This window comes from Flavobacterium sp. 9AF, from assembly GCF_902506265.1.
Classification (GTDB): Bacteria; Bacteroidota; Bacteroidia; order Flavobacteriales; family Flavobacteriaceae; genus Flavobacterium.
Map to the genome: position 1 here is coordinate 1002558 of NZ_LR733556.1, position 13183 is coordinate 1015740.

Annotated in this window: 12 protein-coding genes; 6 read left to right on the forward strand and 6 right to left on the reverse strand. The window is 31.6% G+C overall.

All coding sequences use genetic code 11. The features are described 5' to 3' along the window. Positions 1-48: 48 nt before the first annotated feature. Positions 49-891, reverse strand: coding sequence for a DUF5777 family beta-barrel protein (locus tag HALO113_RS04795; protein ID WP_159777941.1), 843 nt, complete (start codon positions 889-891; stop codon positions 49-51). Positions 892-909: 18 nt separating this feature from the next. Further along, positions 910-1302 (reverse strand): hypothetical protein, encoded by a 393-nt coding sequence (locus HALO113_RS04800; RefSeq protein WP_159777942.1) that lies wholly within the window; start codon positions 1300-1302, stop codon positions 910-912. A gap of 88 nt (positions 1303-1390) precedes the next feature. Between HALO113_RS04800 and HALO113_RS04805 the strand changes: the two genes are divergently transcribed. Both HALO113_RS04805 and HALO113_RS04810 read left to right on the forward strand, forming a co-directional pair. Next, the gene (locus HALO113_RS04805) at positions 1391-1753 is read left to right on the forward strand and encodes a hypothetical protein (RefSeq protein WP_159777943.1); all 363 of its coding nucleotides are present in this window, start codon (positions 1391-1393) and stop codon (positions 1751-1753) included. 17 nt (positions 1754-1770) lie between these two features. Then, a complete protein-coding gene (locus HALO113_RS04810; RefSeq protein WP_159777944.1) occupies positions 1771-2307 on the forward strand; it encodes a YceI family protein in 537 nt (178 codons plus the stop codon). A 31-nt stretch (positions 2308-2338) separates the two neighbouring features. Here the strand turns inward: HALO113_RS04810 and HALO113_RS04815 are convergent, their stop codons facing one another. From HALO113_RS04815 to rlmD, 3 genes are read right to left on the reverse strand one after another with little or no spacing between them, the layout of a single operon-like run. Next, the gene (locus HALO113_RS04815) at positions 2339-3055 is read right to left on the reverse strand and encodes a DUF6048 family protein (protein ID WP_159777945.1); all 717 of its coding nucleotides are present in this window, start codon (positions 3053-3055) and stop codon (positions 2339-2341) included. Next, entirely contained in the window at positions 3027-3557 is a 531-nt protein-coding gene (locus tag HALO113_RS04820; RefSeq protein ID WP_159777946.1) for a DUF6452 family protein, read from the reverse strand. Before HALO113_RS04820 ends, HALO113_RS04815 begins: the two co-directional genes overlap by 29 nt. Before the next feature lie 19 nt (positions 3558-3576). Next, a complete protein-coding gene (rlmD, locus tag HALO113_RS04825; RefSeq protein ID WP_159779554.1) occupies positions 3577-4989 on the reverse strand; it encodes a 23S rRNA (uracil(1939)-C(5))-methyltransferase RlmD in 1413 nt (470 codons plus the stop codon). Between the two features lie 510 nt (positions 4990-5499). Here rlmD and tnpA point away from each other — a divergent pair. After that, positions 5500-5895 (forward strand): IS200/IS605 family transposase, encoded by a 396-nt coding sequence (tnpA, locus tag HALO113_RS04830; protein ID WP_370519376.1) that lies wholly within the window; start codon positions 5500-5502, stop codon positions 5893-5895. A gap of 51 nt (positions 5896-5946) precedes the next feature. On the opposite strand, the gene HALO113_RS04835 is transcribed toward tnpA, so the two are convergent. Further along, positions 5947-10548, reverse strand: coding sequence for a PA domain-containing protein (locus tag HALO113_RS04835; RefSeq protein WP_159777947.1), 4602 nt, complete (start codon positions 10546-10548; stop codon positions 5947-5949). 104 nt (positions 10549-10652) lie between these two features. Between HALO113_RS04835 and HALO113_RS04840 the strand changes: the two genes are divergently transcribed. From HALO113_RS04840 to rocD, 3 genes are all read left to right on the forward strand, one after another. Further along, positions 10653-11204: a DUF1697 domain-containing protein gene (locus tag HALO113_RS04840; protein ID WP_159777948.1), complete on the forward strand. Its 552-nt coding sequence runs from the start codon at positions 10653-10655 to the stop codon at positions 11202-11204. Between the two features lie 108 nt (positions 11205-11312). Then, positions 11313-11723, forward strand: coding sequence for an OsmC family protein (locus HALO113_RS04845; protein ID WP_159777949.1), 411 nt, complete (start codon positions 11313-11315; stop codon positions 11721-11723). A gap of 187 nt (positions 11724-11910) precedes the next feature. Next, positions 11911-13155: an ornithine--oxo-acid transaminase gene (rocD, locus tag HALO113_RS04850; protein ID WP_159777950.1), complete on the forward strand. Its 1245-nt coding sequence runs from the start codon at positions 11911-11913 to the stop codon at positions 13153-13155. Positions 13156-13183: the final 28 nt, after the last annotated feature.

A 13183-nucleotide genomic window follows, 5' to 3' on the forward strand; every position in this document is an offset into this window, starting at 1 on the left:
CAACTTGAAGTTGGATTTTTGTTTATCTAAATATATTCTTCTTACAAACTAAAATACTCTTACTAAATTAAATCCGAAGAAAATATCTCCTTTTGACCAATTCCCATAGGCATTACCTAAATATCCTGTTTCATTCATAGCTTGTGAATTAGTGAAATGCAACTGAAATATATGCCCTCCTGTTTCAATATCAACCCCTACAGATAAAGGATTATGTGATAATGAACTTGCTGCTCTGTTTAAATGCGCTGCGTAGTCCATCGTTAATGCCACACGATTCGATATTTTATATCTTCCTCCAGCACCAATAGCATACTGACTATTATCTTGATAATCATTAACTACAAAGTTCTCATGAAAAAATGTAGGAGCTAATTCTAATGATAATCGATCAGAAAATTTTCTAGAAATTAAAAGTTGCGTTGTATAATTTAACCTATTTTCAAAAGTCAATTTTGGCAACAAATCTTTATCTAGTTCAGAATTCACTACAATACTATTAAATCCAACAATAGTAACTGGAAAACCATTTTCTTGTTGTGGCATTAATCGGTATTTAACGGCTCCTTCATAGGCTTTTTGAAAACCACTTCTAGAAGCATGAACCGTTAACCATTCATTTATTCCATATAAAAACTTGATTTGAGTATTCGCATCGTCTAATCCAAAAAAAGTATCAATTCCATTCTTAATAGAACCAAAACGGTGTGAAACAATAAAATAAAAATCACCTTTTGCAGCTAATTTGGTAGATTCTAAATTAACTATTTTTAATGACTTAAAAGCAGAAGATACCTCCGTAGGATCTGATGGCGTATCAATTTCAGAAAGTAAATCATCTTGAGCCTGCATACAAAATGGTAGTAGCATAGCGAATAAAAATTTTTTCATAGTATTTTTTTTAGCAATTTATTTAATTACAGACACTTGGTCCATTTTGAATTCTTCTAAAAGTTCGTCATAACCAATAAATCTTCCTTTAATAGTTATTTCTTGGTCTTTTTCTATTGGTTGATTTGGTTTTTCAAGAAGTGTAGCCGATAAAACCTCATCAACAACTAAAAGATTAGCTGTTGCATCATAAGAAGTAACCTTTCCATTCACATCTATAGTTTTATCTAAGTATTTTGTATTGGCAGCATTTTCATCTGCTTTAAAATCTTGAGCTAAAGTAGCTACTTTAATAGAATAACTCGCTTCTTCAGAACTAATATCTCTATGACTTTTGTAGATATAATTATAACCTAAAACACCTACAACTATTAGGATTATAAGAATAAAAATCCATTTATTTTTTTTCATATTGCTATTTGTTTTTTAACAAAAATAAAATAAAATTTTTATCTATGTCTTAAAAAAACTATTTTTACTATAACAATTACAAAAAGCTATGAAGAAAAAAACAATTTTAACACTTACAATCTTAACAACTTTACTCGCTAGTTGTACTAATGATTCAGAAGCAGACTTAGTAGATGTTCCTAACGAAAATACAGTAACTTACACCAATTATGTTAAAAATGTAATTGATAGTAATTGTCTATTTTGTCATGGAGCTACACCATCAAATGGTGCTCCCATGTCGTTAACAACATATAGTTTAGTGAAAGATGCTGTTCTGAACAGAGGATTATTAGACCGCATTTCAAGACCTCAAGGCTCCTCAGGTATGATGCCAAATGGAGGTACAAGATTACCACAAACAACTATAGATGCGATCACTAAATGGCAAACAGATGGTTTATTAGAATAACAAAAAAATAAATAAATATGAAAAAAATTGCAGTATTAATTTTGATTTGTTTTACCGCCTTTGGATTCGCACAAGAAAAAAAGTCGACTAAAACGGGAGAAATTACTTTTGAAGCATCCGTTCCTTCATTTGAAGAAGTAAAAGCAACAAACAAGGGAGTTTCTTGCGTTTTAAATACCCAAACAGGTGAAATTGCCTCATTGGCTTTAGTAAAAGGATTTCGTTTTAAAGTAGCTTTAATGGAAGAACATTTCAATGAAAATTATATTGAAAGCGGAAAATATCCTAAAGCTGTCTTTAAAGGAAAAATTGAAAATTTTGATGTTGCTAAATTAACAGAAAAAGAACAAAAGTTTGTTATAAATGGTACTTTAGAATTACATGGAAAAACGAAAAACATAACTTCTAACGCCCTAATTAAAAAATCGGGAACTACCATTATTATTGACAATACTTTTGCCGTTCAACCAGAAGATTTTGATATTAAAATTCCTAGTGTTGTAAGTAAAAAAGTAGCTAAAACAGTAGATGTAACATGTCATTTTAGCCTTTAATTCATAAATAATAAATTAAAAGACAACATAACTATTCGTTATTGTTGTCTTTTTTTTGTCCTTTATTTTTCTTATAAATAGGAATAAAATAACTTAAGGTGTAATTAAAACCAGCTCCAAATTTACCATCATACGTTCTATTAAATCCTGGAATATATAAATTATCAAAATTCTCAGGTTTCTTATCTGAAATTAAATAATTTAATCGTAAAGAGAACCCTAGATAAATATTATTAAACATTTTTGCTTTAACACCTCCTACTACTTCAATCCAACTGGCATTTAATCCACTAAATTTTTCATTAGGATAAACCGTATACACACCATAAAAATTAGCCGGGTCATATATTTTATACGAATTTAATTGTTGATTAAACGAACTAAATCCATAACGTAAACCAATATGAATCAGGTTTTCCATATCGAGCCAATTCTCATATGAATTAAAATCAAAACCCGCTTTAAAATACGTTCCACTTGTTGTAAAATTCAATCGATCATCATCTATCGTTTTTTCTTCATTACCTAATTCTCCAGCGATGTAAAATTTCTTTGTTAATCTATAAGCACCTTCTACTTCTAATCCTTTATAATTATCATCATAAAAAGATTTAGCCAATCTATGCAAATCTATTCCTACTCGCAAACCATAACGTTCTGGATATTTTTTAATTGTATCCTGAGCTTTGACAGGCAAGAAAAAAAGAGCAATTAGTAAACTAAAAGAATATTTTAATGTGAACTTCATTTTCGTTATCGATTGTTGTTTTTTGAACATTTATTGCTTGTATCCAATTGGCTGGTAACGGACCTATTAGCTGATTTGGATTTGTTATTTCAAAATTCGTTTTATACCCACAAGCTCTTGAAACAAAGATTTCACTTCTGTCATAACTAAAAGTCAATACATCTATTTTTTCATTGGCTCCACCTTGATTTAAAGTAAAATTAAATACAGAAGTATTCACAGTTGTTTGTAATGGTAAATAAATTTTATTCGCATTAAACAAATAACGATTTGTATTATCTGTTGGAAGCGATGTATTTGCCACTAATTTAGTATTTGTAGTGGTTTCTTCAATAACTAAATCGGTTACACTTTTTAAAGTAGTAGGATCTGTTATATCATAAAACTCCAAGACTACTCTTGGCGTTGTAGGCGTTGTTTCTGCACATATATCATCTTTTTCACAATTCCAAAATGAAAATATTGTTACCAAAACAAGAAGTATTAAGCTTAATTTTTTCATTGTATAAATTTAATCTTTTCTATCTTTTTTCCAAAAGTACAACATTTTCAACATGATGCGTCTGTGGAAACATATCTACTGGTCTTACTCGAATTACTTTATACATTTCATCAAGCAATGCTAAATCTCTTGCTTGTGTAGCACTATTACAACTAACATACACTACACGTTTAGGTGCAATCTTAAGAATTTGTTCTACAACAGCAGCATGCATACCATCTCTTGGTGGATCAGTAATAATTACATCTGGATGCCCATGTGTCTTAATAAATTCGTCATTAAACACATTTTTCATATCGCCTACAAAAAACTCGCAATTTATAATATTATTGCGTTTTGCGTTTTCTTTAGCATCTGCAATCGCTTCAGGAACAGCTTCTACACCAATCACTTTCTTTGCTTTTTTAGATACAAATTGAGCAATTGTTCCTGTACCCGTATATAAGTCATACACTAATTCTTCCCCTGTCAAGCCAGCAAATTCACGTGTAATTTTATATAGCTCATACGCTTGTTCCGAATTGGTTTGGTAAAACGATTTGGCATTAATACTAAAGTGTAAACCTTCCATTTCTTCTAAGATATATTCTCTTCCTTTAAAAAGTTTAATATCCTGATCGTAAATCGTATCATTAGGTTTGCTGTTAATTACATACAACAATGAGGTAATTTCTGGAAAACGCTCTGCTAAAAAATTTAATATTAATTCTCTTTTCGCTTTATCCTCTTTAAAGAATTGAATTAACACCATAATTTCTCCAGTAGAAGCGGTACGAATCATTAACGTGCGTAATAAACCTTCTTGTGCTCTAGGATTATAAAATTCTAATCCGTTAGCTACCGCAAATTCTTTAATTTCGTTTCGAATGGCATTAGAAGGATCTTGTTGTAAATGACATTTTTCAATATCTAAGATTTTATCCCACATTCTTGGAATATGAAATCCTAAAGCATTTTTATGATCAAATTCAACACCATTTCTCACCTCTTCATCTGTCATCCAACGCGAATTAGAAAAACCAAATTCCATTTTATTGCGGTAGAAAAATTGCTTTTTAGAACCTAATATAGGTTCGAATTCTGGCATTTCTATTTTACCAATGCGCTTGAGATTGTTATATACTTCCTGATTTTTATAGAACAATTGTTTGTCGTAGTTCATATTTTGCCATTTGCAACCACCACAAGCACCAAAATGTTGGCAAACTGCTTCCACCCTATCTTCAGAAAATTGATGAATAACAGTAGCTTTACCTTCATAATAGGCTTTTCTTTTCTTCATGGTTTGCACATCTACCACATCACCTGGAACTACATTAGGTATAAAAATTACCTTACCATCTGGAGCTTTTGCTACCGATACGCCTTTTGCACCTGCATCAAGGACTTTTACGTTTTCGAATACGATTCGTTCTGTTCTCTTTTTTCCCATAGCGCAAAAATAAAGTATTGCGTACATTTATAGATATAGTTTAAGAAAAAAATATCGTTTTTTTTATGGTACCAATATATCATCCCTAAAGGGATTCTTTTTTTTTCATGCAACCTCTTTTTTCTTACCGATATTTAATCCCTAAAGGGATTTTTTGTCTTTCATTTAACCTTTATAATCGATATTTGATCTCTAACAGGATTCTTAAATAATGACATCTAATAACTTTAGCAGTAATACATTTTCTACTTTTTTTTGATTTTAATAAAACAAAATTACTTAGAATTCAATTCTAAATAATCCCGTTAGGGATTTAATATTGGTAACCCAAAAAAACAGTAATGAAATCAAATCCCTTTAGGGATGATACCTTGGAAAGCAAAAATTCAATCCTCTTTAGATAGGATATTCATAATTATATTATTTTAGTAAAAACAAATAACAAATGGCAAATACTTATACACAAATTCACTTACAGTTTTTTTTGCAGTAAAATATAGACAAGCGCTTATCTTACCTTTTTTTAAAAATGAATTGTATCAATATATTACTGGAATTATCCAACATTATAATCATAAAGTATTAGCTATAAATGGAGTTGAAGATCACATTCACATTTTTATAGGTATGCGACCAACTCAATCCGTTTCTGATCTTTTGCAAGACATTAAAGGCAGTTCGTCTAAATGGATTAATGAAAAGCAGTTTTTAAAAGCCAAATTTGAATGGCAAAGCGGTTATGGTGCTTTTTCCTATTCGAAATCTCATGTAGAAAATGTTATTAATTATATTGCTAAACATGAAGAGCATCATAAAAAAGAATCTTTTCAAGAGGAATACTTAAAATTATTAAAAGAATTTGCAATTGATTATAACGAAGCCTATCTTTTTCAAGATCTACAATAACAAAAAGGCTATCCGTTAAGATAGCCTTCTGCTTATTTAATAATTTAGATATTAATAAATGATCTTCTTGGTAAAAACTTTACCATTCTGATCCATTACTTTTATGAATAACGTTTGGTGGTTTGTCATCAAAGTCGCATTGGTATATTCAGTACTATTAATATTTTTTGTATGAACTAGTTTTTTTCCTAAAAGGTCATACACCATTACTTCTTTTATTGGCAAACTTGATTTTACATGAATGGTGTTTGAGGCAGCAAAAATAGTCACAGTATTTTCATTCTCAAAAATGGATGCTGTTAAAGCAGTATTTTGATATACTATTTCAAATCGGTTATTAAATATCCCTGCTTGTGAAGTAAATTGATAACTTCCCGTTTTTAAATCATGGATTACATTAGCGACTTTATCTTTCAAATAAATAGCTTGTGTAGTGAATAAGCCATCAAAATTTTCTAAACTAATAGTAAATGTATCTGACACACTCGCTTGAAAACCTAAAGGTACCACATCCTGATCTGTAAAAGGTAAGGTTCTACCTTGAATAACATAAGCTGTATTATCAATTAAATTATATATTTTAGAGTTTGAATCTTGTAACATAATCCCATCTATACTTGGATCGATAGCATTAGACGCTCCATTCATATAACCTAATAATATTTGATTCACAGGATGCGTTGATGTATTCAAATTTAACCAAATTCGATGTCTTTCAATATTATTTGTAGTTGCTGAAGATGCTACAGCTGATGATTTAAAAAACTGTGTAGATACAGCAGCATCTCTTCTCATTTCGTTATTGAATTCGACTGCAAAAGCATATAAAGAATTAACATAAAATCCTTGACCTATTGGAATGACACCATTAGGAATTGCGCCACCAGCTGCGGAAGCTGCACCACCTAAAAGTGTATAAGAAGCAAAATTATTGACAGGATATACTCCTCCAACTGCTGGAGCAGTATGTGTCCAAAAATATAAGGTTCTTACTTTTGCGTTTTTTCTAATAAAATCGTCCGCACTTATAGGAGAAGCATAAGGGTTTCCTAACACATTGATTCCACTTCCTATATTTGATGTGTAAATCCCATTATTAGGCACCCCTGTAAAAGTACCATTATAAGCTGCTGGAGTAGTGGTACTCCAAGTATTATCTACACGTATAACATAGCCTTTACCTGTTTCAAAATTTGTCATAGGATCAACGGTTTGATAAGCCGTTGGGGTTGTAGTTCCAGTATATAAATATTCGTAGAATCTATTCGTTAATGTATTTGGTGAAAAAGCCAATAATTGCTGATTTTGCACAGGTGAAGACCAAGCAGTATAATCTAATCGAACCATAGGTGCAGAATTTCTTTTTACAATAATATTTCCTGTATTTACAGCATGTTTTGTATATTGAATTAAAGCAGCATTATTTTGAATAGTTAATGTTCCTGTACCATTAACCGTTAAATTTTCGCCTACACGTAAAGTATGACCGGAATTAAACACTACATTTATACCGTTATTAACTACAATCGAACACGCATCTAAACTAGCAGTTGAATTATAATTACCTGCAAACACAACAGCTGTTTTAGGTGTGGGTACACCATTAGACCAACTAGATCCATTCCATGTAGTAGTAGTTGCACCACAATACCAAAAATCAGCAGAAAAAACACCTCTTCCATAAGTAGCAGCATAAACACTAAATTTACTAGGATTAGTCAAATCTTTTTGAATGTCCATGTCAGTTACTTTTACATTACTCATACCATTATAAGATTGTCTCCATACTAAGGCTTGATTACTACTTGCTGAAGCATCAAAAGTATTTGCATACCAAACACCTAAATCGGTACCAATCATAAGCTCATTAGGAGCTAATGGATTTTGTATAAAACATTTTACTGGTAAATCGGGTAAATTACCTTCAATACTATACCAATTTGTACCTCCATTAGGTGTGTACCACACATTGGTAACCCCATAATTATGAAAAGTTACAAATATCTGGTTTTCATTAGCTCCAAATTCAATATCTGAAACACTTCCTAAGAAATTTGGTCCAGAAATATCTGTCCATGTAGGAGTACCATTCGCATTTGTAACTCGCAAAACCTTACTGTTCATAGTACCAACAAACAATTTTGAACTAGCAGTTGTATAAGGTGAAACTGTAAGTGCTGATGGAATACCAGTTAGTAAAGCATTTGTTAAAGTAGTTTTAGAAGCGGGTGAACTACCTAAAAAGCTAGATATTCTCCTAATTTGAATAGTAGAAGTATTATAATCATAAAATTCGGAATAGATAATATCTAAATTAGAATCTAAAGCCATAACTGGGTAAAACATCCCTGCCTGAGTCGCTTCCAAATTTTTAGTACTATAAGCTCCACCAATCCCTCTTCTATTCATATTTTGATTATATACATAATTTGTAATATAATATTTATCTGCATCTTGTGACGCTAAAGGAATTCCACCATCACCACCTTGTATTTCTATACTGGAATTAATTCCTGCTGAAGCTCCTGTATTTGAAGTACTTCCGGCTGCAAAGTAATTAGACCCATTATCTTGAGCACCTGCCACAAAAATATCGCCTGTTGTACTTGTTTGACCTTTAGGAGCTACCGCTAGACCTACAAATTGGGTTACATTAAAACCAGTATTTCTAGAAGTAATATTTGAAGTTGTACCTGTAGCAAGAGATAATTTAGGGCAATAGTATACTCCTCCATCGTTACCAAATAAAACTTCGTCTGTGTTATTAGGATTAAAGACAATAGCATGTTGATCAGAATGAACTAAATTAGCTGTACTCCAATTGGTAATTTGTGTCCAAGAAGTACCACTATTAGTTGATTTAGCCAAATTAATCCCTCCTGCTACAATAATAGCATCATTAGCTGGGTCAGATTCTAAAACCAAATCATAAAAAGCTTGCGCTCCTGTAAAGCCATAAGTCGTTAAACGAGTTTCACCTGTTGCAGGTGGTAGCGTTAAGGTTGAAACAGAGCCAAAAGCATTTGTAGTCATTTCGAGTTTTACTTCTATTGTAGGTGTATTTGGATTGGCTTGAGAAAGTTGAGATAAAATATAAAATTTATTCGGATTGCTTGCAGACGCTTCGAGTTCTACTCTCGCTCCTCCACCATTACCTGTAACTGTATGAACTAAATTAAATGAAACTCCCCCATTGGCTGAACCAAAAACTTGTCCTCCACCATCACCAAAAGTCCAACTTTCTGTAGAAGAAACCCATACTTTCCCATCAGATCCGATTTCAATATCATTAGGACATACTTGATTACCATTAGCTGTCAAAGGCAAAGTTGATTTAGTCCACGTTTCACCACCGTTTATAGATTTGTAAATTCCTAGAGTTGTAGGGGAAAATTGTGTAGTCATCCCTATACCTCCATAAGTTCCGTCACCTAAAGCTACAAATATTTCTGTATTTCCACCATTATTTCTTGTTACCACATCATTAACTACCTGAACACCTTGCACTTCTAATCCTGAAAATTCTCCTTGTATAGCAGGACTGATTGTACCTGTCAAATTAGTTAAATTTGCCATTAATAAATCTCCATCTTCTTTAGTAATCATTACGGATGGAATAGTAGCACCAGAACCATCTGCAGACATCGTAATTACGCCTGCACCAGGAGCATTATTCATTATTATAGCCGCAACAGCTCCAGCATTTTCAGCCATTAAAACTTTTGATTCAAAGGAACAACTTCCTCTCCTTATTAATGCAATTTTACCACTCATTGAACTCGCTGGTAAAGAAGTACAAGCATCTTCAGTTGGCGCAACACCATCATTTACTAAAACTATAGGTGCCGTAATTGGTGTTACTGGAGGATTTCCAAAAGCGGGCAATCCAGTTAAATAGTTGCCTATAACCGCACTATTTGAAGGAGAAATAATTTGTAACCTTTCAATTTGATGATTTACAGAAGTAACGGTTCCTCCTCCTAAAACTTGAAACCATGACAGGCCAGCATCTAAAGATTTCCAAACCCCATTTCCATTCACATCTCCAAACACATAAGATTCACCAGTTCCTACATACCAAATATTATTATTATTTGGATCAACGGTGATTGTTTGAACATTTAGGTGCTCAGGTAAAGGCAATTTTGTCCATGAAGAAGAAGCACTAGTTATATTTGTATTTTTCCAAAGACCACCACTTACACCCCCTGCAATAACGGTAATACCATCAGCTGTGTTTGTATCAGTTGGATCAAATATTATAGCACGAGTTCTTCCACCCACATTGTTAGGTCCTCTTTCTACCCAACTATTATCAGTACCATCTCCTGGGATACGTTGTGTAGCTGACTGTAATTTTTCGTACTCTAAATTTTTTCTAATTTGAGCAATATTTTCTGGGGTAGGTCGTCCCAGATATGGATTCATTTCCAATAGCCATTCTTGTTCAACATATTTATTAGGAGGAAGACCAGCAGCTTTTCTATCTTCTTTGGATAAAGTTAATAATCTATTAACAGGATTATTTTTTAAAAAATATTCATGCTTTAATCTAGCATTCTCTATTTTTGAAAGATTTCTATTATTTTCTTTTTTACAAGAAAAATTTAGCAATAGAAATATTGTTAAAAAAATAAGTATTTTTTTATTCATTTAGATTTGGGTTTAAAGTTTTAACTAAATTAACAAAATTTACAATATAATTACACTATTTATTAAATAAATTTTAAACATTATTCAATTTAAAACACAAAATTATGACAACTCATTTAGCACTTTTAAGAGGTATTAATGTTTCAGGACACAATATCATTAAAATGGAAACCCTAAAAAGCCTTCTTGAAAATATAGGTTTTAAAGATGTGACTACTTATATTCAATCTGGTAATGTATTCTTAAAGAGTAGTGAAATAAATGCCTCATCAGTAGGATTTAAAATCAAGCAAGAAATTTTTAAAACCTTAGGCTTTGATGTTTCAGTCATAATAATTAATAAACAAGATTTAGAGGATTGTTTTACCCATAATTCTTTTCTAAAAGAGATAAATTATGATACAAAAAAATTATATGTTGCATTTTTATCGAAAGAAATTTCAAAAGAAGCTATAAATGATTTAAAAATGAGCCAAGTAAAACCTGATGAATGTTTAATTGATGGCAATAAAATTTTTATAAAATATAACATAGGAGCAGGAAAAACCAAATTTGATCAAAAATATATTGAAAAAAAACTACAAGTAACTGCCACAATTCGTAACTGGAATACCGTTACTAAATTGTTAGAATTATATAAAGAAATTGAAATTTAGCCTATACAAAAGTTAATTGTTCTTTAAATATGACTTATAGGAATGTTAATCTTAATGAATACCGGTATATTTTAAGTAATTTTAAGGTATAACATAAAAAGAAATAACATGAAAAGAAATGCAACAGCCATATGGAACGGAGATGTAAAAACCGGAAAAGGAACAATTTCAACCCAAAGCAAAACTTTAGACGACACCCAATATTCTTTTAAAACTCGTTTTGAAGACGGTATAGGAACTAATCCAGAAGAATTAGTTGCTGCTGCCCATGCTGGTTGTTTTACCATGCAATTATCAGCATTTATTGGTGAAAAAGGTTTTACAATTGACGAAATTAAAACCAAATGTGATATTACACTAACAGAAGGTACAATTGTTCAATCTCATTTAACTGTAGAAGCTAAAATACAAGGTATTTCTAATGATGAATTTCAAGAATTGGTCACAAAAGCGGAAGAAAATTGTCCCATTTCTAAATTATTTGACACTGAAATTACATCATCGGCTACTTTGGTATAAAACCCAATTAACCCAAATCATAGAACAACCTCTATTTATTTAATAAATGGAGGTTGTTTGCTTTACGAAAGTGAAGAAAAAAACATAAAACAAGATTAGATGCTGTAAAATTTTTACATTTGTAAAACGGATGATTTCTCTCCACTTTTAAGAAGGAATTGAAGATTAATAATCTAATAAATTTATCATGTCAGTTTTACAAAAAATGAGCTCGGCAGAAGCTATTGCATTAGAAGACAAATTTGGTGCACACAATTATCATCCACTACCTGTGGTTTTAAGCAAAGGAAAAGGAGTATTTGTTTGGGATGTAGAAGGAAAGAAATATTATGATTTCTTATCAGCCTACTCTGCAGTAAATCAAGGACATTGCCATCCAAAAATTATTGATGCAATGACTATGCAAGCCCAAACATTAACTTTAACTTCTAGAGCGTTTTATAATGACAAATTAGGCGTTTACGAAAAATACATTACCGAATATTTTGGCTTTGACAAAGTATTACCAATGAATACTGGTGCAGAAGCCGTTGAAACTGCCCTGAAAATTTGTAGAAAATGGGCTTATGAAAAGAAAGGAATTTCTGAAAATGAAGCTCAAATTATTGTTTGTGAAAACAATTTCCATGGAAGAACCACCACAATTATTTCTTTTTCTAATGATGAAAATGCACGTAAAAACTTTGGCCCTTACACTGCTGGTTTTATCAAAATAGCCTATAACGATATTGAGGCCTTAGAAAAGGCTATTACTTCTTCAAAAAACATAGCAGGTTTCTTAGTAGAACCTATTCAAGGTGAAGCTGGTGTTTTTGTACCTGATGAAGGATATTTAAGTAAAGCAAAAGCATTATGTGAAGCAAACAATGTTTTATTCATTGCGGATGAAGTTCAAACTGGAGTTGCTAGAACAGGTAAATTATTAGCCGTACAACATGAAGATGTACAACCTGATATTTTAATTTTGGGTAAAGCTTTATCAGGTGGAGCTTATCCAGTATCAGCAGTTTTGGCAAATAACCATATTATGAACGTGATTAAGCCTGGCCAACACGGCTCTACTTTTGGTGGAAATCCAGTTGCTGCAGCGGTTGCAATAGCAGCACTAGAGGTAGTTAAAGAGGAAAATTTAGCATCTAATGCCGAAGCTTTAGGACAATTATTCAGATCTGAACTGAACAAATACATTGCCAACAGTTCTATTTGTTCATTGGTAAGAGGAAAAGGATTATTAAATGCAATCGTTATCAATGATAATGAAGAAAGCGAAACAGCATGGAACATTTGTATGAAACTTGCTGAAAATGGTTTATTGGCAAAACCAACGCATGGCAACATCATTCGTTTTGCTCCTCCATTAGTAATGACAGAGTATCAATTATTAGATTGTGTAGGTATAATTATTAATACGCTAAAAGATTTTGAAAAATAAATTTTAAATAAAAAATGGGTTTGCTTAC

What these genes read in the sequence shown, in the direction of transcription:
- HALO113_RS04795 (WP_159777941.1), bottom strand. Translation starts at nt 891, where the DNA reads ATGAAAAAATTTTTATTCGCTATGCTACTACCATTTTGTATGCAGGCT.
- HALO113_RS04800 (WP_159777942.1), bottom strand. Translation starts at nt 1,302, where the DNA reads ATGAAAAAAAATAAATGGATTTTTATTCTTATAATCCTAATAGTTGTA.
- HALO113_RS04805 (WP_159777943.1), top strand. Translation starts at nt 1,391, where the DNA reads ATGAAGAAAAAAACAATTTTAACACTTACAATCTTAACAACTTTACTC.
- HALO113_RS04810 (WP_159777944.1), top strand. Translation starts at nt 1,771, where the DNA reads ATGAAAAAAATTGCAGTATTAATTTTGATTTGTTTTACCGCCTTTGGA.
- HALO113_RS04815 (WP_159777945.1), bottom strand. Translation starts at nt 3,055, where the DNA reads ATGAAGTTCACATTAAAATATTCTTTTAGTTTACTAATTGCTCTTTTT.
- HALO113_RS04820 (WP_159777946.1), bottom strand. Translation starts at nt 3,557, where the DNA reads ATGAAAAAATTAAGCTTAATACTTCTTGTTTTGGTAACAATATTTTCA.
- rlmD (WP_159779554.1), bottom strand. Translation starts at nt 4,989, where the DNA reads ATGGGAAAAAAGAGAACAGAACGAATCGTATTCGAAAACGTAAAAGTC.
- HALO113_RS04835 (WP_159777947.1), bottom strand. Translation starts at nt 10,548, where the DNA reads ATGAATAAAAAAATACTTATTTTTTTAACAATATTTCTATTGCTAAAT.
- HALO113_RS04840 (WP_159777948.1), top strand. Translation starts at nt 10,653, where the DNA reads ATGACAACTCATTTAGCACTTTTAAGAGGTATTAATGTTTCAGGACAC.
- HALO113_RS04845 (WP_159777949.1), top strand. Translation starts at nt 11,313, where the DNA reads ATGAAAAGAAATGCAACAGCCATATGGAACGGAGATGTAAAAACCGGA.
- rocD (WP_159777950.1), top strand. Translation starts at nt 11,911, where the DNA reads ATGTCAGTTTTACAAAAAATGAGCTCGGCAGAAGCTATTGCATTAGAA.